General features: G+C 62.4%; 10 protein-coding genes. All 10 read left to right on the plus strand.

The window, feature by feature from the left end; all coding sequences use genetic code 11:
- Positions 1-77: 77 nt before the first annotated feature.
- The 10 genes from VGY55_05260 (at position 78) to VGY55_05305 (ending at position 20,638) form a co-directional block, all read left to right on the plus strand.
- Positions 78-635: an RNA polymerase sigma factor gene (locus VGY55_05260; GenBank protein HEV2969380.1), complete on the plus strand. Its 558-nt coding sequence runs from the start codon at positions 78-80 to the stop codon at positions 633-635.
- Positions 625-5,448 carry a PQQ-binding-like beta-propeller repeat protein gene (locus tag VGY55_05265; protein ID HEV2969381.1) on the plus strand — a complete coding sequence of 1,608 codons (4,824 nt, stop codon included), beginning with the start codon at positions 625-627 and terminating at the stop codon, positions 5,446-5,448. The genes VGY55_05260 and VGY55_05265 overlap by 11 nt, the downstream gene beginning before the upstream one ends.
- A 171-nt stretch (positions 5,449-5,619) precedes the next feature.
- Positions 5,620-6,759, plus strand: a complete 1,140-nt coding sequence (locus VGY55_05270; GenBank protein HEV2969382.1) for a squalene--hopene cyclase — start codon at positions 5,620-5,622, stop codon at positions 6,757-6,759.
- 178 nt (positions 6,760-6,937) lie between these two features.
- Positions 6,938-9,475, plus strand: a complete 2,538-nt coding sequence (locus tag VGY55_05275) for a BatA domain-containing protein (GenBank protein HEV2969383.1) — start codon at positions 6,938-6,940, stop codon at positions 9,473-9,475.
- Positions 9,472-12,015, plus strand: coding sequence for a hypothetical protein (locus VGY55_05280; protein HEV2969384.1), 2,544 nt, complete (start codon positions 9,472-9,474; stop codon positions 12,013-12,015). The genes VGY55_05275 and VGY55_05280 overlap by 4 nt, the downstream gene beginning before the upstream one ends.
- A 5-nt stretch (positions 12,016-12,020) precedes the next feature.
- Positions 12,021-13,721 carry a DUF4175 family protein gene (locus VGY55_05285; GenBank protein HEV2969385.1) on the plus strand — a complete coding sequence of 567 codons (1,701 nt, stop codon included), beginning with the start codon at positions 12,021-12,023 and terminating at the stop codon, positions 13,719-13,721.
- Positions 13,718-17,713, plus strand: a complete 3,996-nt coding sequence (locus VGY55_05290) for a hypothetical protein (GenBank protein ID HEV2969386.1) — start codon at positions 13,718-13,720, stop codon at positions 17,711-17,713. Before VGY55_05285 ends, VGY55_05290 begins: the two co-directional genes overlap by 4 nt.
- A gap of 115 nt (positions 17,714-17,828) precedes the next feature.
- The gene (locus tag VGY55_05295; GenBank protein ID HEV2969387.1) at positions 17,829-18,869 is read left to right on the plus strand and encodes a MoxR family ATPase; all 1,041 of its coding nucleotides are present in this window, start codon (positions 17,829-17,831) and stop codon (positions 18,867-18,869) included.
- Positions 18,870-18,976: 107 nt separating this feature from the next.
- A complete protein-coding gene (locus tag VGY55_05300) occupies positions 18,977-19,885 on the plus strand; it encodes a DUF58 domain-containing protein (protein HEV2969388.1) in 909 nt (302 codons plus the stop codon).
- Positions 19,886-20,269: 384 nt separating this feature from the next.
- On the plus strand, positions 20,270-20,638 hold the full coding sequence (locus VGY55_05305) for a hypothetical protein (protein HEV2969389.1): 369 nt from the start codon (positions 20,270-20,272) through the stop codon (positions 20,636-20,638).
- Positions 20,639-21,048 lie beyond the last annotated feature (410 nt).

Here is a 21,048-nt window from a genome sequence, read left to right on the forward strand (position 1 = left end):
GAGCTAGCTTGCTCGCGGGATTCGTGGAACAGATCGGATTGCGGCCGGAAGAGAGCAATACGCACAAAGGATAGCGCGTGTCGGACGACCATCGGCTACTCGAGTCGGCCCAACAAGGGGACCGGGCCGCGTTTGAAGCGATCATCAAGCGCCACCAGGGGTCCGTGTATGGCTACCTGCGTTCGCGGTTGCTCGAGCCATCCGACGCCGAGGACCTGTGCCAAGAGGTGTTTCTCCGCTGCTACACCGCGCAGGCCCGTTTCGATAGTCCCGTGATGGTGCGGCCGTGGTTGATCGGAATCGCTCGTAATCTGCTTCGCGAGCGAGTGCGACGGATGAAGCGGCGGCGCGAGGTGGCCTGGACGGAACTCTGCTTGGAACTGGAGTTGTTGATCCCGGCGGACGACGATGAGCACGATTCGGCCGTGCGGCACTTGCCCGACTGTTTGGATTCCTTGGGTCCGACCGCCCGCGAGGCGCTCGATCTGCACTATCGGGGATGCTTGCGGCTGACGGCCATCGGCGACAAGCTGCACCGCACCGAGGGAGCGGTGAAGTTGTTGCTGTTCCGGGCCCGGCAGGCCCTGCGACTTTGTCTTGACGGAAAACTGCGAAGCGGGTCCCATGACGGATAAAGAAATCATTTCGCTCGTCGAATCGAAGCTCCCCCAGGAATTGTCGCTGGAGGAAATCGACCTGATCCGCCGCCGGATGCGGGCCTCGCCGGCGGTCCGGCGGGCGCTCGCGGCGCAGTTGGAGCTGGATCAATACCTGGCGGGGCTGATCGGCAAGATCGATCTTTCGCCCGACGCCGTCTTCTCGTCCGCCGGCCGCGCGAGCCGCTTCGGCAGGCCGAGCATTCTAAGCTGGCTCGGCTGGACGGCGTGTTTGTTGATGATGGGTTTCGTGGTTTCGATCCTGGTCTACGCGTTTGTCATTCGGCCGAATGGTGACGTCGCGACGCCCAAAGTAGCGGAAAATGGAACTGGCGCGGTGAACGCGGCCGCTGTAATCCAATCTGGGGATACGCACCGTGGCGGCAGCGATTCGGCCGCGGCCAACGTGAACGACGCGACTGCAACGGCAGCTTCAAACGGCGATGAGAAAAGACCCGCCGCCAATCCACCCGGCAACGGGCCAAGGCTGCCAGTCAATCCGGCCGCCATCGTCGGCGGAGGCAAACGCGACGGGGCGCGGATCGAGATCGCCGCTGCCGCCGTTTCGCGAATGGACCGCCTCGAACTCGACACGACGGAATATGGGCAGAAAATCGGCGGCGTCCTGACTGGCAGCGAGCATGGCTGGGCGGAATTCGATTTCAATGTGCCGATCGCGGGCAAATATCGGCTGGAGTTGTGCTATGCGGCCGCCGAATCCCGGCCGCTGAAGGTTTCGCTCAACGGAGCCGTGGTCAAGGAGCGAGCCGCCACGGAAGTGACGGGCAACTGGTTTCCAGATGGACAGCGCTGGTTTCGCGAGGGGATCTTCCCCTTGCGGCAAGGGAAGAACACCCTGCGGATGGAAGCCGAGGGACTCTTTCCGCACCTGAGCCGATTGGCATTCGTGCAAGTGGTTGGCGAAGTGAATTTCACCGGGCCCGTGGCTCCGAGTCACGATCCCTGGCTGGCGAAGGAGAGCCTTGGCGCCGCGCCGCGGCCGATGGAAGAAATCGCCGTCGATCCATTCGACGCTCCAGGCTCCTCTCCCTCTCTGGACGAGATGCGGCGCTGGTTTACGCCGGTCGAGAACGGCCGCGTCGACATGCGCGATTTCTACGGCGGGCGAATCCCGTTGATCGAGGGACGGCTGCGGCTGAATGCGCCGCTCACGGAAGATTCGGTGTTGAGGCTGTCGGTCTACGAAGCTCAAGGGCTGTCGCTGAATTTCTGGCGCGGCAAACGGGGGCTGGCTCTTCGCAGCTACGATAACAAGGGAGCGTCGGTTGCCTACGCCACGTCCGGGCCAGTCCGGAACCGTCCCATCCGCGTTTTGGCCGCCACGGACGACGACCGGAATTGGCGCACGAACCCGCCGCTCTGGCCGCTGCGGATGGACATTCGCTTCCACTCCGGGTTGATGGTCGTCAGTCGCGGCGATGTCGAACTCTTGCGGGCGCCTTATGACGGCCTTCCCGGTGAAGTGATCTTCGAGGGGCATGCGGTAGTGCAGGGACTGGCGCTGGTTCGTACCACGAGCGACTTGCCTGCCGAGCCGGCCGATCGGCCTATCGTGGCGGACTTTGCGCGCCCCGCCGATTTGAAATGGGAAAGCCATGTGCCCAACGGGATGACGGCCAACAAGCTGGACGACGGCAGCGTGGAACTCAAGTCTCGGCAGTCGCAGCAGCCAGGCTGGCTTGCCTTTCCCTTGCCCGAAGATGGTCTCGGCCTGCACGAGCTGGTCGTCGAAGTGGACGACGTGACGCCGGGGAGCAATGTCGGTCTCGGGTCGCTTCAAAACGATCCGAAGCCGAAGGCCAGCGTCGGCTTTTTTCGCGACAACAACTCCGGCGGGCTCTCGTTCCGCTGGAACAATTTTGGCAACGCGGCGATGGACTTTGGCGTCGATTACCACGGCGGCGCGGGCGCAGCCAACGCGGCCGGACATTTTTGGCTGAAGTTCATCGGCGGCTGCGGGCTGAAGTGCTACACGAGCATCGATGGGCACCATTGGGCGCGGATGCTTCAGCCTCTGGATTCGCCCTCCTATCCGCTGACGCATCTCATGCTCTGGTCGCCGCAGGGCGGGCAGCCGCGCGGGATTCGTTTGCGGCGAGTGACGCTGCGGAAGCTGGAAGCGGTTGAATCGCTGGCCCCGCCCGCCGAAATCATGGCCCGAGCGCAGGCGCTCCCGATTCCCGATTTCGCTCATTGGGAAGCCGAGGTGGTCAAACAGAGGCCGGCCGGCATCGGCGCGAGTGATTGGCGGCGGGCTTGCGCTTTCAAGACGCTTGCCGCGGGCGGTTCGGTATGGGCGATTCGGCCGGTGGTCGATTTGTTGGCCGACGAGGCGGTCGCATTGCCGGGGTCAGCCGAAGTGCAATTGAAGCGACTCGATGAACTGGCCCTGCTCACAAATGTTTGGGGAGACGGCCGCGCGGCGGGCGATTTCATGCATCGCTATGAGCAGATCGGCGCTCGTATGCATCGCGAGGGAAATCTCCATCCGTGGTCCACATTGGCCCCGTCGATCGTTCGTAGTCCGCTCTGGTGCCCGCAACAGTATTCGATCGGCCTCGCGCAGTTGGCCCGAACGGAGCTGCTCGAGACCGTTTACTCGGAGAATTCAAACGACGTGGCGCGTCTGTTGGCACACCTGCGGCTTTGGAACGTGCAAGACCCATTGCTGGCGTGGGCGAGCGATTGGGCGACGACGCATGGCGAGAACGAGCCGCCAATCGATCGCAACGCGCCGCACGTCGACCGCCGGCACCCATTCATCGAGGAATTGAACAAGGAGGGCTTTAATCTGCTCGGCGATTTCGAGGCGGCCATGGCCAGCAAGTCCTATCGCGACGCCTGCCAGATCATCACCTCGGCCGATGTGTCGGATTCGCTCGGCCTGTGGCCCGGCTCGCGCGATCCGCAGTTGCTCGTCTCGGTCAACGGCGCCATCGACCTGGCCATCTCGCACGAACCGCAATTGCGGCAAACGATGATCCGCGACTTTGGACCGGTCGGCATGTTGCAGGTTCGTCAGGCGATGAACGAAGGGGATGTCGCGGCCATTGCAATGGCCACTTCTCGCTACCGCGGCACCGATGCCGCTGCACAAGCGTATCTCTGGCTGGGCGATCGAGCGATGTCCACCGGCGAATTCGCCCGCGCTCGCGAAGCCTACGGCCGCGCTCGGAAGATTGCCAGCCCGCAGATCGCCGAACTCCTGGCGCCGCGCGATCGCCTGGCGGCTGCGATGATGGGCGACGATTCGGGCCAGCCGGCAATCGAGCCGGTCAAGCTCGGCGACGTACAGCTCTCCGCATCGGATTTCGAGAAGCTAGCGGCCGAGATGCGGAAGACCCACGCCTCGGCGGCGCTTGCCTCGGCGGCGCCGGGAGCGGCACAAGCGCCGCTGGCTCCCGCTCCCAGCGGTTTTGCACTGCGCGAAATTGGCCGCGTCGACGGCGAACTCGGCGAGAATCCCGGCGACTTCGGCGGCATGGCACCCATTCGCGATCAGAACACGCAGTTCTTCCCTGGGCAACGGGATCGAAAGCGGTTTATCGTCGGCGACACGGCATCCGCGCCGATCACGCGCGGAATCGACTGGGCCGCGCGGCAATTGGCTTATGTCGTCGATGGCCGCATGGCCTATGTCAGCAATCGCTTCCAAGTGGCGGCGTTTGATCTCGACGACGGGAAGCGCATTTGGGCAAGCGGGGTCGGCGGCGAGCATGCCCGCACGCACGATTGGACGCTGACATCGATGCGGCCGGTCGTCGTCGGCGATCGGCTGTTCGCGCGGCGGCTGGTCAAAACGGGTCCCGAATTGGCGGCACTCGAAAAGGGAGATGGCCACGTCGTCTGGCGCACTCGCACGGGCTTGCTCGTCGTCTCCGATCCGCTTTGGGTTGAGCACGGCTTGGTCGCACTCACTCTCTCGCATTCCGATCAGCAAAGCATTCTCTATCTCTCCACATTCGATCAGGCCAATGGCGTCGTCGTCGCCCAGGAGCGATTGGCGACGCTCCGCGAAACCTGGTGGCAGCATCGGACCTGCCAATTGTCGGCAGTGAAGGACGGGCTCGTGGCGGTGTTCGGCGGCACGGTGCTCTCGTGCGACTACGCGGGCAAACTGCGGTGGGTGCGCCGGCAAGAATGGATCTCTCCGCAAGACGATCACGATTGGGCGCGGCAGGTTCAAGCCCCGCCGGTCGTTTGGCACGATCGGCTGTTCGTCACGCAGCCGGGCGTGGCCGCGGTCGAGTGCGTGGATATCGATAGCGGCGAACTGTACTGGCGCAAAGTGTTCGCCGGATTGATGCGGTTGAGCGGCATCGTTGACGATCGCCTCGTCGTCGAGACTCAAAACGGTTTGGTTGCGCTCGCGCCCGGTAAGGGGGATGTGCTTTGGTATCACGACGTGGGAGACTTGCTCGAGGGGCAGCTTTGCGGCGGGCCGGGGAAGTTGCTCTATACCCGCCGCGAACGAGCCGAAGACAACGGCGGAATACTCCGTCCCGTACTCGTCTGGCTCGATCCTGCGACCGGCGTCGAGCGGGCCAGCTTCCCGTTGGATTCGCTAAAGCACGATCATCCGATGTTCGGGCCGTTCATTGCGGGGGGCGGCAAATTGTTTGCCTTTGCCGCCGGCGGCGAGAGCGAGCCCGTGCGAGTGCTATACGAGTTGACACCGAACGGCAAGGTGACGGAGGCGCGGGCCGCGCCCCCGACCGTCAACTTGGGCAAAAATCGATTGAATGCCACGGTTTTTGCCGCAAGGCAATGAGTGCTGTCGTGGCCGCCGCCATCATCGGCTGCATCTATCGGCGACGCGGCCAGATTCGGCGTTGTCGCGCTGCGCGACACAGTTTTTTGCAAAAACACCGTAACCTGACCGCGCCAATTGTCATAATAGAATAGCCGCCCGCCCTCCGCCCTGTCTGGCAATCTCCCTTTTATGAGACTGAACATCCCCCGCTGCGCGGTCTTGCTCGCGGCTTTCTTGATCGGCCGCTCGGCGCCGGCGGAGGGAGATTGGGAAATCACTCCGCAAAGCGAGGCGGCCCTCGAACGCGGCCTGGCCTGGCTTGCGCAGAACCAAGGGCCGGAGGGCAATTGGGAGTCGAACGATTTGGGCTTGGTGAGCATGGGGGCACTGGCGTTTCTTTCAGACGGCCATTCGCCGGGCCGCGGCAAGTACGGGCAGAACGTCGAACGGGCGCTCAACTACGTGCTCACGCACGCCAAACCGTCCGGTCTCTTGAACATGGCCGACGGCCATCGCGATATGTACAACCACGGCCTCTCGACCTTCGTCCTGGGCCAGGCCTATGGCATGACCAACGACGCGCGGATCGGCGGCGTGCTCGAGCGGGCCCTCAAGCTGATCGCCAACACGCAGTGCCAGGACGGCGGCTGGGACTATCAGGCCAGCGTTCAGCCGAACGGCCATGATCTCAGCCTTGCCGTGATGCAGGCCAAAGCCCTGCGCAGCGCGGTCGATAGCGGCTTTGAAGTGCCTCCGGAAGTGATCAAGCTGGCCATTAAAGGCGTGCGCGAGCACTACAGCTCCCGCGCCGGCAATCAGGCCAGCGAAGCCGATCAACAGCGCGAGCCGGGGCAGTTCACTTACGGAATCGGCTGGAACAACGGCGGGACGGTCGCCATGGCGGCGGCGGGCGTCGTCTGCCTGCAGGAATTCGGCCAATACGAAGATTGGCGGATTGCCAAAAGCATGGAGTTCATCGGGGCCGCGGTCAAGCAACTCAATCCGAATCCGAATCGCGACGGTCGCCCCGGTCTCGACGGCGGCGCCTACGGAATCTACTACGTTGCGCAAGCGATGTATCAGGTCGGCGGATCGCACTGGCGCGAAGGATATCCGATCTTGCGCGATCATTTGATCGCCTGTCAGGTTCGCGCTCCCGGCGACGTGCGTCAAGACGGCTGTTGGCACGATACGAAGTTCCTCGGCGGCCCTCCGGGCGATCTCTACGCCACCGCCGTTTGTTGCTTCGCGTTGGCGATTCCGAATCGGTATCTGCCAATCCTTCAGGAAGGCAGAATCAAGCAATACCAGATGAAGACGAAGGAATGACAGACTATCCGAGAACCGCCTGAGGAGAGGGGGACAGTCCCGTTTTGTTCCCGACCATCGCGGCGATGGTGCCCACTCCACAAAAGGGGACAATCCCCGGCGGTTCTCGGATTGGCTCTAAACTGCTGACTTCGACCCTGCTTTGATGCCCAACTTCCTTCCCGGATTCGGATCTTCGATGTTTGCGCTAGCCGGGGCGATTGCCGCCGCCGGTCCGATCGTGATCCATTTGTTGAACCGGCGCCGGTTCCGCGTGATTTCCTGGGCGGCAATGGATTTCTTGAAGGAAGCGGTCAAGCGAAATCGTCGCATCTTGAAGCTGCGCGATATCTTGCTACTGATCCTCCGCACGGCCGCGGTGCTGTTCTTCGGGCTGGCGCTGGCTCGCCCCTATTTCGCCACGTCCGGCCAGAGTCAAATCGGTTCGGGGCAGCCGTTGCACGCGATCCTGTTGGTCGATAACAGCATGAGCATGGCCTATCGTCAGGCGGGGCAAACGCTATTGGACGACGCCAAGGCGAAGGGGCGCGAACTGATCGAGGCCTTGCCGGACGGCAGCCGTGTCTCCGTGCTGCCGCTCTGCGGCGGAGGCGCCTTCGGCCGCGACGCCTATCGCACAAAGAAGGATGCCAAGGATGCTCTCGACAAAACCGAGGTGACAGATCGGTCGGCGACGGCCGCTCGGGCCATCGACCTGGCAAAAGAAGCGATGCAGCAAGCGCCTGACGTGCCCGATGCCGCCAAGCGAATCATCCTGCTCAGCGACCAGCAGGTCGAGAACTGGAAAGGAGAGCCGCTCGGGCCGCATCTCAAAGGATTGCCCGAGTTGCAAGTGGTCGATCTTTCGGCCCGCGACGCGGAAAACACGTCGGTCTCGGAATTCCGCCTGCTGGACGGGCTGGCCGACGTGTCCGCTCCCGCCCATTTCGTCGCCAAGGTGACGCATCAGGGGCGCTCGCCGCGGCTGCACGTGCAGGCGACGCTTTCGATCGATGGGGCGGCCGTGCAGTCGAAGGTGATCGACAGTCTGAATCCAAATCAAACGGCCGAGCTAACCTTCGAGCATCAATTCGCAGATCCGCCGGAGCCCGGCCAGATTCGCTGGGCTTCAGCAAAGGTTTCGATTCCATCCGATCGACTCGACATCGACGATGCCCGTTATCTCGTCGTGCCGGTCGTGGCTGCGCTGCCCGTCATCTTTGTCGATCAATATGGCGAGACGGAAGACCCGAAACTCAATCGGCTCGGCGAGACGCGTCACCTCCGCAGCCTGCTGGCGCCGCAGAACGTTCGCGGTGAAACGCAATTGCACCTGGTCCGTGTCGTCCATCGAAAACTCGAGCAGTTGGACGCCAATGAGTTGCGCGAGGCGCGGCTCGTGGTGATCGCGGGGATCGCCAAGCCCGAAACGGAGGCGGTCAAGCTGCTCCGCGATTACGTGCGGCAAGGGGGGCAGTTGGTGATCGCGGCGGGCGCCGAATTCGATCCGGCCGCTTGGACCGATCAAGCCTGGCTCGACGGCGCCGGTATACTGCCGCTGCCGCTTCAGCCGCAGCCTTTCGGCCACGTGCCGGAAGAGGCGACCAGCGATTTCAAGGTGTTCTCGCTCAAGGTCGCTCCGGCCGACGTGCCGAACAACGCCTATTTGCAGCTTCCCGACACCGAACCGCAAGACATCGCCGATTCGCTCCGCGAGCCGACCTTTTTCAAAGCGGTGACGCCGATCGACGACAACGCGACCATCGACAAGCTCGTGGCCGCGGAAACCAAACGGATCGAGCACGAGCGCGAGCTGCTGGCCGAAGTCAACTCGCAAATTCAGGGCCTCTCCGAAAAGGAGCTGCGTGGCCGGCTCGATGCGAATGATCGAACGGCGCTTGAGCGCGCCCAGCGACGGCGCGACGCGATCGTGCCGAGCTGGCTATTGTTCGATTCGGGCCGCGATCGCGAGGGGGCCGAGATGTCGCCTCACGATCTGGCCGCTCGCGGCAAGCCCAAGGTGCTGTTGCGCTACGACAATCAGATTCCGTTTCTCGTCGAGCGCCAGATCGACCGCGGCCGCGTGCTGTTTTTCACGAGCGGATTCCTCTCCGCTTGGAACGACCTGCCGAGCAAGAACGCCGTTTGGCTGATCGATCGCGTGCTGCGGTCGCGAATCGAGTACACGCTGCCCCAGCGGAACGTCGATACGGCGTCGAAGCCGATCGTGGCGCCGATCAGCGCCGCGGAGCGAAACGAGCCGTTTTATCTGGTCCGACCGGACGGCAAGCAGCAGCTTCTCGAAGTCGAACGGACGGGGCGCGAGGAATTCGGCGTCGCGGTGAGTGATTTCAGCAAGCGCGGACTCTATCGAGTCGCCATTCGCAAACCGGAAGGCGCTGCCGCCACGATCGGTAAACCGAACGAGTCGCCGGCCAAGCAGCCGGCAGATGAAAAACCACGCGAAGAGCTGATCGCCGCCAATGGCTCGGCAGACGAATCGAAGTTGGCGTCGATCGACGAAACGGGCCTGGCCGCCAAGATGAAGGCCGATGGCCAGTCGGAGGCGCCGCACTATCGGTGGGTGCCGCGCGGCGAGCCGATCAGCTTGAGCGGCGCGGAGATTTGGGGCCAAGACACTTGGTGGTGGCTGATCCTATTTGCGCTGTGCTGCTTGTTTGCCGAGCTGGCGATTCTGATTTGGCCGGCGTTCACATTCGACCGGGACAAAGCGTGATGATCACGCACTTCATCGGCTGGTTGATGGGGGTCGAGAACCTCCAGTCCATCGACGCCGCACGGGTGTCGCTGGCCGCTCCCTGGGCGCAGAACGGACCGGCCTGGGCGCTTTTCGGCTGCGCGGCGTTGGCTGCGTTGGCGATCGTCTTCTATTCCCGTTACCAGCCGAGCACTCGCAAGAAAACGCTAACCATGCTCGCCGCGAGCCGCGCGGTCCTGTTGTCGCTGCTGCTTCTGATCCTCGCTGAGCCGGTCCTGAAGATGGAATTTACCAGCCGGCCTCGGCCGCTGCTCTACATGCTCTTCGATGGCACCGAGAGCATGGAGATTCAAGACGAGATGTCCGACGCCGAACGGGCTCGTCTGGCGGTGGCCGTCGGATTGAACGTTGCTGGCGGATCGAATCCATCGGACATGCCGGAAAAAAGCGACGCCGCGAAAGGCGCGGCGCTGCCAATCTCTCCGACCGCGCGGCTCTCGCGCATCGAATATGTAAAAGCCCTCGTCACGAACGAACACGACAACCTTCTCAGCCGACTGGAAAGCCGGTTCCAAGTGCAGGTTTTCATTCTCGACCGTCCGGATGGCGTTCGCGAACTCAAGCTGGCCGAACCGCCCCGGCGCGCCATCGACCCCAAGCTGCTGGTCGAGCAACTTACCACGAAGGGCCAACTCACGGCGATTGGCGCCGCGTTCGACGATTTGGCCGAGCGCCACGCTACGAGCAATCTGGCGGGCGTCGTGATGTTCAGCGATTTCGGCAACAATACGGGTCCCGCCCCGGCTGGAACGACGACCTCGCCCGTGAAAAGGCTCGGGGTGCCAGTCTATGCCGTTGGCATTGGCCCGCAGGTGGCCGTCGATCTGGCCACGGAGATCGAAATGCCGCGACAGCTAAAGAAGGCCGAGCGGCAGGAGATCAAGGTCGTGCTGCGGCAAAGCGGCCTGGATGGTCGGAAAGCGAAAATCACGGTCACCGCTCATCGCAAGGCCGGCACGAGCGATAACGAGGGCGAAGTGCTGCAAATCGGCCAGCGCGAAGTGCAGCTCGCCGGCCCAACGGTCGAGCAGCGGTTCGACTATGTCCCGCAACAGACCGGCCAGTTCGACTTCGCCGCCGACGTGGAGCACTTGGAAGGTGAGGTGGTCGATCAGGGCAATCATGCCCATCGCGAGGCGAACGTGATCGACGATTTTCTCCGCTTGATGTACGTCGAATACGAGCCGACCTGGGAATGGCGGTTCATCAAAGAGGTATTCCATCGCGATCCGCTCGTGGGGATGAACGGTTTCCGCACATTCCTGCGATCGTCCGACCCCAAAGTGCGCACGACCAACCCGCTGTTTCTGCCGTCGCTCACGCCGAAGCGGAGCGATTTTTTGGCCAACGACGTCATCTTCCTCGGCGATATGCCCGCCACGGCGCTCAGCGAGCGGTTTTGCGATCTGGCGAGCGAATTCGTCACGCAATTCGGTGGCGGACTCGTGATCATCGCCGGGCCGCGATTTGGACCGGGGCAGCTCGAGGGCACCAAGCTGGCGAACATCCTTCCGGTCGTCGTCGATTCGAATGCCCGTTTGCGCGACGATCGCCCGTTCCAGATGCGGCTCACGCTCGACGCACTGAACTACAAATTCATGCAATTGGACGACGGGGTTCGGACGGGCGACGACAACCGGGACAAATGGGATAATCGGGCATGGGACAATATGGGAATGTTGCCCTGGTATCAGCCCGTGAAATGGAAACATCCGCTGGCGACGGTGCTGGCCGAGCACCCGACCGACATGACGGCCGACGGGCGTTCGCATCAGCCGTTGATTGCCGTCCGCGAATTCCCCAGCGGCGGCAAGGTCGTCTACATCGGCTTCAACGAAACATGGAGGTTGCGGCGGAAATATGGCGAACAATACTATCGGCAGTTTTGGGGTCAGATGATCCAGCACATTGGGCTGAGCAACCACATTGGGCTCGACAAGCGGTTCGTCGTCTCGACCGACAAGCTGCAATATAAGCCGGACGACCGCGTGCGGCTGACCGTTCAGGCCTACGATGCCAATTTCGAGCCGCTTACCGTCGATAAATTGCCGGAGAAGAATCTTGCGGCCGAGGTGCTTGTCCCCAGCCGTTCCGAGGGCGCGCCGGTCGAGTCGCAAACGCTGAATATATCGCAGTTGACCAAAGGGATCTTCGAGATCGAGTTTCCGGTGCTCACGAGCGGCGGTTACCGCGTTCGCGTGAAGGATCCGATCACTGGCACGCCGAGGGAAGTGACATTCCGCGTGGTCAACCTATCGCCCGAGCGGCAAACGGCCGTCCGCAACGTTCAGGTTCAAGAGCAGATCGCCGCCGAGAGCCAAGGCAGGACCTACGATCTCGAAACCGCATCACGTATTCCCGATGAGATCAATCTCAAGACAATTCGCGAGACCTCGACGAAGGTTTTCGCGCTTTGGAGCACATGGCTCTGCTTCGGCGTCGTCGTGTTCCTTATGCTCAGCGAATGGTTGGCCCGCAAACTGATCAACTTACCGTGAACCGCATGTCCCGACTTTCGCCACTTCGCCACCAGCTTTCCTGGCTTCGCCGCCGCCGGCATTCCGTTCGGCTCGCGGCAGCCTGGTTTGCGATCGCCTTGGCGGTGCTCTGCGGTCTGGGGGCGATGTTTCTGCTGGATTGGCAACTTTCGATGAATCGTGCGCAGAGAATCGTGGCGCTGGCGATTGGAGCCCGCGCGGTGATCTGGGCCTACCGGCGCTTTGCGCGGCCGCTGTTGGCGGTAAACGAGACCGATCTCGACATGGCCTTGATGGTCGAGCGGCAGCAAGGCATCGACAGCGATCTCGTGGCCGCAATTCAGTTCGAATCGCCGGAAGCTGCGCGGTGGGGATCGGTGGCTCTGGAACGGGCGGTGATTGATTATGTGGCCTCATTCAGCAGTGGAACCAATGTGCTCGAGGGCATTCCGACCGAGCACATTTACCGACGCGGGCTGGCGCTGGCTGCGACGGTGGCTCTCTTCTGCATGGCGGTCGCATTGTTTCCACAATATGCCGCGACGTTCTTCGCACGGCTAGCAATGAGCAATGCGCACTATCCCACCCGCACGGTGATCGACGAGGTTCATGTGAACGGCGCGGCCGTGACGCCCGACGTTCGCGTCGTCCGGGCCGGCTACGGCGAGCCGATCAACTTCGCGGTGCGCATTTCCGGCGAGATGCCCGGCGACTTGAAGCGGGTCGATCTTCGTTCGGCCGCCGGCGGCGTCGCGCAGCCCGTCGAACTGACGGAGGCCGCGAAACTGCCCGGCGGCGCGATGGTTTTCAAAGGACAATTGCCGCAGCTTGTCGACTCGCTCGAGTTTGAAGTCCATCTTGGCGACGCCTGGACGGAGGCGACGCGGCTCGAAGCGATCCCGCTTCCGGTAGTCGAGTTGATGCTCACGGCCACGCCCCCGGCTTATGCTCGCTCCGCGGCGCTGGCCGAGCCAGAGCAGACCGCCGGCTCGCATCAGCTTTCGGTTCTGGAAGGCTCGCGCGCCGATCTGGAAATCACTTGCGAGAATAAGCCGCTTTCGGCCGCGATGCTCACGATGGACAAGAAAGATTTCCCGCTCGAGAAAACGGCCGCCGACGGCCGCCGCTGGACGCTCGCCGGAAAAGAATCGCCTCTTTCGCGGATCGACTCTCCGACGAGGTTCGAGATTCAGGTGACCGACGCCGACGGGCTGCGCTTGCCGCGGCCCGTCGAGGGCTATATTCGCATCAAACCCGATCGCCCGCCGACGGTCAACGCGTCGGTCGACGTGCAATATTTCTTACCCAACACGGGCCTTCCGGAAATCAACTATTCCGCCAACGACGACTACGGCATCTCGCGGATCCAACTTTATGTAGAGGTGATTCATCCGGGCGGGACGTCGGAAAGTCCCGCCGAGCCGATCGCGATTTCAAAGGAAAATCTCGCCAAGCCGTTGCTCAAACCGAATCTTCCGCTGGCCGGCGCCTATCGCTTGCCGCTCGATCAATTCAAACTGGCCAAAGGGGATCAGGTGAAGCTGACCCTTGAAGCCACCGACTTTCGCGGCGATCAACCAGGGAAATCGACGAAGAGCGACCCCGTGGTCCTTCAAATCACCGACGAGGGAGGCATCATGGCCGCCTTGAGCGAGACCGATCGCCATGCCTACGAGCAAATGAATACCTTGATTCAGCGCCAATCGCAAACGGGAGGGCTCAAGTGAATCGGACTATTGGCTCAGCGGCCGTCGTTTGTCTGTTGACTGCGATTGGCGCAAGCGCCGCATTTGCCGCCGACGGCCCTCTTAGCGCCGACGCCCTGCGCGCGAAGCAGGAAGCCCAGCAGAGCGCCCGCGATATGGCTCGCGAGCTGGTCTCGGGCATACTCGAGGTGCAAATAAAGCAGCTCGAACAGAATGGCCTGCAAAAGCTTGATCTCTATCGGGACATCCAGTTGATGCGGAAGCACATCGACGGGCTGGTCGAGGCGGAAATGCGCGACGTCGTGGGAATCCTGATTCAGGCTCAGAAGGCCGATCCTGCCGCTCGCGCCGAGCAATTCACGAAAGCTCGCGCCAAGATTCGCGAGATCGTCACGCGCTTGGCTGTCGAACGGCAGAATCTGGCCCGGCGGTTGCGCGTCGCCGAGCTGACGGCGCAGGTCAAGATGCTGATCGAGCGGCAGACGGCCGTGAAACGCGTCACCGAATCGCTGACCGATCAACCGAGGCAGCGTCAAGCGGAACTCACGCTCGACACGATCCAGAACCAGAACGACGTGAAGGGGCTATTCATACAGTTGGTCAATGCGTTGGCCGATGTCGCCACGTGGGGCGGACAGGTCGGCGCCGGCGCGGCCGACGGATTGCGGATTCTCAAAGCGGGCCAGGCCGGTGAGGAAGTTGACAACGCCGGGCGGGGGCTCGATTCCGCCAGGTTCGGCGAGGCGGTCAAGAGTCAGCAATCGGTCATCAATACGCTCGAGGTACTTTTGGAAAAGCTCGAGGGAATTCAAGGGCTGCTCAATTCATCGAACGAAGAAGCGCTGGCCTTGGTCCGGGATTTATTGAAGCGGCAGGAAGAGATCCGCAAAGAGACGAAGCAGACTGATCTTAAGGATCGATCGGCCGAGAAGCTGGTCGATCGCGAGGCTCAGATTCGCAAGGACCTTTCCCGCCTGGGCACGGCGCTCGAGCGGCTTCCCGCGGCCGTCCCGGCGCTCGAGCAGGCGAAGGCCGCCGCGTTTGCGGCGACGGGCGAGTTGTTCGACGCCAAGAAACCTGAGGCCCTCGATCAGGAAACCCGGGCGATCGGGAATCTGGCCGAATTGCAGCGCAAGCTCGAACAGGCCTCCGAGCAAGATTCCAACGATAAGAGCGCCGCCGAATTGGCGCAACAAGTGAAGAATCTGGAACTGGCCCAGAAGCAGATCGCCGAAGCAAAACAGGCAGCGCGGAAGGCGGCCGACGCCGTCGAGAGCAATCCGGCCGAATCGTCGAAAAGTGATCAGGCGGCCGCCGATACCCTGGCGAGAGCTGCCGAACCGAGTCCATTGCCGGCGGCGGTGAAGTCGCGGCTCGGCGAAGCTCAGGCGGCGGCGCAAGACGCCGCGAAAGCGGAGGCCGGCGATCAACCGGCCGATGCGGAGCGGTCCGCCCAAGATGTCGCTCAAGAGGGAATCGAGCGCGCCGCCGCCGAAATCGCCGCCGCGCTCGGCGACACGAAGCTCAATGAGAAGGCCGTCTCTGCCGGTGAATTGGCCCGGGCCGCGGAAGCTCTCGAACGCGCGGCGGCGAGCGAGCGCGAACTGTCCAAGACCGCAGATGAAGCCGCGAGCGACGACGGACTCTCCGCCGCCGACGCGCAGAGGCTCGCGCAAGATCAAGTCGAAGTGAAGAAGGTCGCGGAGAAGATCGCTGAGGGTGTGAAGGACCGTGCGCCCCATGCGGCAAACACTCTGGCCGAAGCCAAGCAACCGATCAACGACGCCGGGCACGATCTCGTTGCCGCCGAAGGGAAACCCGGCGAGGCGAACAAGCCGGAGAGCCTGGACGCATCGCAAAAGGGCGCCGCGGCCGCGAACAAACTTGCCGCCGCCGCCGCCGAGATTCGAAAGGAAGTCGCCAGCGAAGCCAACGAGCTAGCCAAGATTGCTAACGACCAATTGAAACCGGTCGCCGACACGCGCAACAAAGTCGAAAAGGCAGAAGCCAAACAATTGGAATCAGTCGGCTCGGCACTCGAAAGGCTCAATCAGGCCGAGCAAAAGACGGCCGATGCTGCCGCCCATGAGCAGCGTGCCGAGGGGCACTCACAAGCTGCCGCCGCGCAAGAGATAGCCCAACAGATTGCCAAGGCGGTCGAGCAGCAGAATACTGCCGATCGGGCCGCGAACGATCTGTCGCAAGGAAAAACCGATTCGTCGTTCGAGGCGGCGACTTCCGAGCAGAAAGTGGGCGAGATGGCCAGCGACATCGCCAGGCAAACCGCCGATGCGCCGCTTCAGGAAGTCCTGGACAAAGCCCAGCGGGCAGCATCCGAGGCCGCAAAGAACACCGTGGCTGGCAGCCCCCGAGCCGCGGACGCGGCCCGTCAGCAAGCCGGCCAGGCACTGGACGAGGCACAAAAACTCGCTCGGGACGAAGCCAAGAAATCCGCCGACGCTCCCGCTGGCGCCCCGGATCTACCTGCTGAAAAGGCCGCGGCCGAAGCCGCGGCCGAAGCTGAGAAGCTCGCCGCTGAAGTGGCGCCTGACGCGGCGAAGTTGCTCGCTGATGCTGCCCGCGAGGCCCGCAACGCGGAGCGAGCGCTTGGCGAGGGAAACAAGCCGGCCGCCGGACAAGCTCAAGCCGTCGTCGATCACAAGCTCCAAGACGCCGCCAGTGAAATCGCCCAAGCAAAGCAAACCGTTGCTCGGCAAGAGGCGCGGCAGCTCGCCACCCAGGGAGGCGAACTCGGCCATTTGGCGAAAGACACGGCTCCGATTGATCCCGACGCCGCCGCCGCGCTGAAGGATGCGCAAAAGGCCGCCGGGCAAGCTGAAAAAGCAGATGTTGGCGACCGTCCCGCCGACGACGCTGCACGATCAGCGGCAAGTCAGACCGAAGTCGGAAGGGGCCTCGACCGCGCCGATGCCAGTTTGGCCGCTCGGCAGCAGCGACTGGAAAATGCCAAGGAATTGGCCAACCAGATCGCCGCCGACGCCGCTCAGCAGCAACAGGCCCGTGATCAGATCGCCGGCGCAGCCGCCGAATTGAATGAGGCCACGCAGCAGGCGGCGACGCAAGCCGCCAATGCCGGCGAGCATCCCGCGCGGAATTCCGGCCAGGGGCAAACTGGCCACCCGCTGCCGTCGCCCGCCCAACAGGCGGCGGCGCGGGATTTACAGAACGCCGAGCGCCGTTTCGCCAACGCGCAGCGCAAGATCGGCGAAAACGCCGAGCAGGTCTCCGGTCAGGCGGAAGTGGCCAACAAGCCGATCCGCGAAGGCCTAGAAGCGGCGTCGCAACTCTCCGACCAAGGTCAGTCGCCAGTGGCGGGCGGTCAACAGTCCGGCCAGGCCCAGGAATCGGGTCAAGGACAAGATCATGGCAATGGCCAAGAGCCCGCTTCGGGACAAGAACCTGGTCAGGGGCAGGAACCGGGCCAGGGAAGTGAACCGGTTCAAGGGGAAGCTGGCGGCCCAGGCGAGCGTCGCGGTCAAGCTGGGCGCCGTAGATTAGATTCGCTCGGCACAGGGCTCGTTCCCAGTTCCCCCGACGCGACCTCCCAGCGAATTGCCGGCGCGAAGGCCAATGCTCAAGCCGCACAAGCAACGCAGCAGGGTCAAGAATCCGGGCAAGGCAACAGGCAGGGGCAGGCCGACGAACCCGGGCAAGGCCAAGGTCAAGCCCGTTCGCCAGCCGCGCGTCTTGGCAATGCCTCGGCGGCAAGTTCCGGCCAGGCGGGTTCGCGATCCGGTCAGAAGACCGACAACCAAAATCAGCCTCATGCCGCCTCGCAGGTTCAACCCCAGATGGCTTCGCAAGGAGACAGCTGCACGGCCGACGACAAGGCCCACGACACCGACGACGCCAAACGCCAATTCAAGGATGACCCTTGGTTCGCCAAGTTGCCCCCCGAAGCGCGCAACGCACTCAGGGCTAAATCGCATCAGCCGGCGCCACGAGTTTACGAAGATCGTTTGAAAAAATATTTCGAGAACATTGAGAAATGAAACGGGGCTTGGGACTCGGGGCTGGGGACTGGCGACGCGCAAGCGGCATCGAGTGCCCGTTCTTAATTTCCGAACCCCGAACCCCGACTCCCGAACCCCTAGCTTGGAGTTACTGATGTCGACCGCGCCCGCAGTTTCCCCTTCCGCCGATGATGTCGCCGCCGTGCAGCGTTGCGAACAGGCTTACCGCCGCCTTCGCGATGAGCTGGCCAAAGTGATCGTCGGGCAAGACGAAGTGATCGAGCAGGTGCTCGTGGCGATCTTCGCCCGCGGTCACGCGCTGCTCGAAGGCGTGCCCGGCCTGGCCAAGACCCTCTTGGTCAGTTCGCTCGCGCAATCGCTGCACCTCACCTTCAAGCGAATTCAATTCACGCCCGACTTGATGCCCAGCGACGTGACCGGCACGGAGGTGATCCAAGAGAATCTTGAAACCGGCGCTCGGCAATACAAATTCCTCCCCGGCCCGGTGTTCGCCAATCTGTTGTTGGCCGACGAAATCAACCGCACGCCTCCCAAGACGCAGGCCGCCATGCTCGAAGCGATGCAAGAGCGGCAAGTTTCCGCCGGCGGGCAGGTCCACAAGCTGCCCAATCCGTTCTTTGTGCTTGCCACGCAGAATCCGCTCGAGCAGGAAGGGACCTATCCGCTCCCTGAGGCGCAATTGGATCGCTTTCTGCTCTTTGTCAAAGTGAACTACCCCAGCGGCGCCGAGGAATGGGAGGTCGCCCGCCGCGTGACGACCGGCGAAATGGGCGAGATCGCCCCGATCATGTCCGGCAATGACATCATCGAGATTCAAAGGCTGGTGACGCGCGTGCCGGTGAGCGATCAGGTGCTTGGGTATGCTTGGGCGCTGGTGCGCGCGTCGCGGCCGAACACGGCCGAGGCCACCGATTTCGTCAATAGGTGGGTGAATTGGGGCGCCGGTCCGCGCGGCGTGCTGACGTTGGTGACGTGCGCCAAAGCGCGGGCAATCCTCTGTGGCCGCTATCACGCCACGGTAGGCGACGTACAGGCGATCGCCAAGCCGGCCCTGCGGCATCGCATCGCGAGCAACTACGCCGCCCAGGCCTCGAACGTCGGCAGCGAACAACTCATCGAAATGCTCATGGAGGCGGTCCCCGCGGATCGCAAATACGAAAAACCGGCGGCGTAGCCGCCAGGTGCGAGGGGTGAGGGACGAGAGGTGAGGGACGCGCAAGCGGAACTCGCGGCTCTTTGTCCGTTTCCCTCGCCCCTCACCCCTCGTCCCTCATCCCTGACATGGCACGCAGTATTCTCTCCCGCTATCTCGATCCCGACGTTTTGAGCCGGATGGCCGAGCGGCATATCGAGCCGCGCGGGTTGGTGATGGGCAATTTGGCGGGAGCGCATAAGTCGCCGCTGGCCGGGTTTGCCGTGGAATTCGCCGGCCACCGCGAATATGTGCCGGGCGATGATCCGAAGCATATCGACTGGCGAGTCTATTTCAAGCGCGACAAGTATTTCATCAAGCAATACGAGATGGAAACGAATTTCGTTTGCCATCTGGTGATCGATTGCAGCGCGTCGATGCGCTACGGCGAGGACCGCGAGCAAAAGCTGTTGTATGCGGCTCAGATGGCCACGACGCTCGGCTACTCGATCATTCGCCAGAGCGATAAGGTGTCGCTCGCCACGTTCGACGATCGGCTGCGCGGCGTCATTCCGCCGAGCAATTCGATGGCGCAAGTCGTGCGGATGACGGAACATCTCGACGCGATCAAACCGGTCGAAAAGACCCGTCTGCCCGAGTGCCTCACGGAACTCGTGGGGCGGATGAAGCGCCGCGAGATCGTGATGGTCTTCAGCGATTTCTTCACCGATCTCGACGCTCTCGAAGCGACCTTGCAACGGATGCGCTATAGCCGCCACGAGGTTGTGCTGTTCCAGATCATGCACCACGACGAGCTGACATTCGAGTTCAGCGGCATGATCAAATTCCTCGGCCTGGAAGTGCCCGGCGAGTTGTTGGCCCAGCCCGACGACTTGCGCCGCGGATACTTGAAGGCGGTCGAGCGATTCAACGATCGCTTCGAGCAAGTCTGCCAGCGCAACGCCGTCGAGCGAATCCTTGTGGACACCAGCCGCAACATGGGCGAAGTGTTCGTCGACTATCTGAACAAACGGAGCTTGTTGAATCGAGGCCGGTGAACGTGCAAGAATCGTTGGAGTTCAGGCTTCAGCCTGTGAAGTGTCTTTCGCTCAATTGACGGCCCGCACGCTAAAGCGTGAACTCCAACTGTTGGAGTTCACGCTTTAGCGTGTTGCATGACGGAATACGAAAACCGGACGGGTCCGACAGAAAACAGTTTGCAATTGCAGATGGCGTGAGCTACCATCGGCGACATGGCGGCGTGCCGCTCCTGCGTAAAACGATAACCGTTTCTCCTTTTGCCCTTTTTCCCTTTGCGTTGCGAAAGCGGCGGATGTTGCCAAAAGACTAGCCCGCCGCTGGGCTTTGCTCGGCGCGCGCGATAAAAATTGACATCTGCACTTCCAGCACGCTTCAGCGTGCTTCGCAATGAGGTCGTCTTGATGCGCTACCCGACCATTGAGCGCCAGATGTATCGCTGGCGGCGAATGACGCCAGTCCAGCGCGAGCAGGCGTTGGCTTGCCGCAAACAGCAGCGACTCCCGCTGCATAGCCCGCCCCATTATGCAAGCGACACAAGCTTCTATCTGATCACGGCGGCATGCTACGAGCATCGCGCAGTCATCGGCCACAGCAGCGAGCGCATGGCGGATTTCGAGGCGTCGTTGCTCGAGGTCGTGCGGCAAAAATGCCAGGCCGTCCATGCTTGGACCATCTTGCCAAACCATTACCACGCGCTCGTCCAAGCCTTGGACGTTGAAGCACTGTTGTCGGCATTGGGACGGCTGCACGGACGAACTTCCTTCGAATGAAACGGCGAGGAACAGCGCCGCGGTCGAAAAGTGTGGTGCAATGCGGCTGAAACGGCGATGAAATCGGAGCGGCACTTCTGGGCATCCTTGCTCTACGTCTTGCATAACCCAGTCAAACACGGTTACGTCGAACAATGGCAGGACTGGCCATTCTGCAGTGCCGCCGCGTGGCTCGAAGAAACCGGACGCGAAAAGGCCGAACGAATGTGGCGCCAGTTTCCGATCGACGGTTTTGGAGAAAAGTGGGATCCGCCAGAGTTGTAAGGCTGGGCAGCACGCTGAAGCGTGAACTCCAACGGTTGGAGTTCAGCCTTTACGCCAGCCCTTTGTACTAGCACTTTTTCAACATATTGGGGATTATGGAGAACGCAGTCGTATAAATGTCACGGTAAATTCGGTAATCAGCGCCG

It is taken from the genome of Pirellulales bacterium (genome assembly GCA_035939775.1).
GTDB lineage: Bacteria > Planctomycetota > Planctomycetia > Pirellulales > DATAWG01 > DASZFO01.

Bases quoted from the DNA above. Each gene is read 5' to 3' on its own strand.
- VGY55_05265 (HEV2969381.1), top strand. From the start codon at position 625: ATGACGGATAAAGAAATCATTTCGCTCGTCGAATCGAAGCTCCCCCAG.
- VGY55_05270 (HEV2969382.1), top strand. From the start codon at position 5,620: ATGAGACTGAACATCCCCCGCTGCGCGGTCTTGCTCGCGGCTTTCTTG.
- VGY55_05275 (HEV2969383.1), top strand. From the start codon at position 6,938: ATGTTTGCGCTAGCCGGGGCGATTGCCGCCGCCGGTCCGATCGTGATC.
- VGY55_05285 (HEV2969385.1), top strand. From the start codon at position 12,021: ATGTCCCGACTTTCGCCACTTCGCCACCAGCTTTCCTGGCTTCGCCGC.
- VGY55_05295 (HEV2969387.1), top strand. From the start codon at position 17,829: ATGTCGACCGCGCCCGCAGTTTCCCCTTCCGCCGATGATGTCGCCGCC.
- VGY55_05300 (HEV2969388.1), top strand. From the start codon at position 18,977: ATGGCACGCAGTATTCTCTCCCGCTATCTCGATCCCGACGTTTTGAGC.
- VGY55_05305 (HEV2969389.1), top strand. From the start codon at position 20,270: ATGCGCTACCCGACCATTGAGCGCCAGATGTATCGCTGGCGGCGAATG.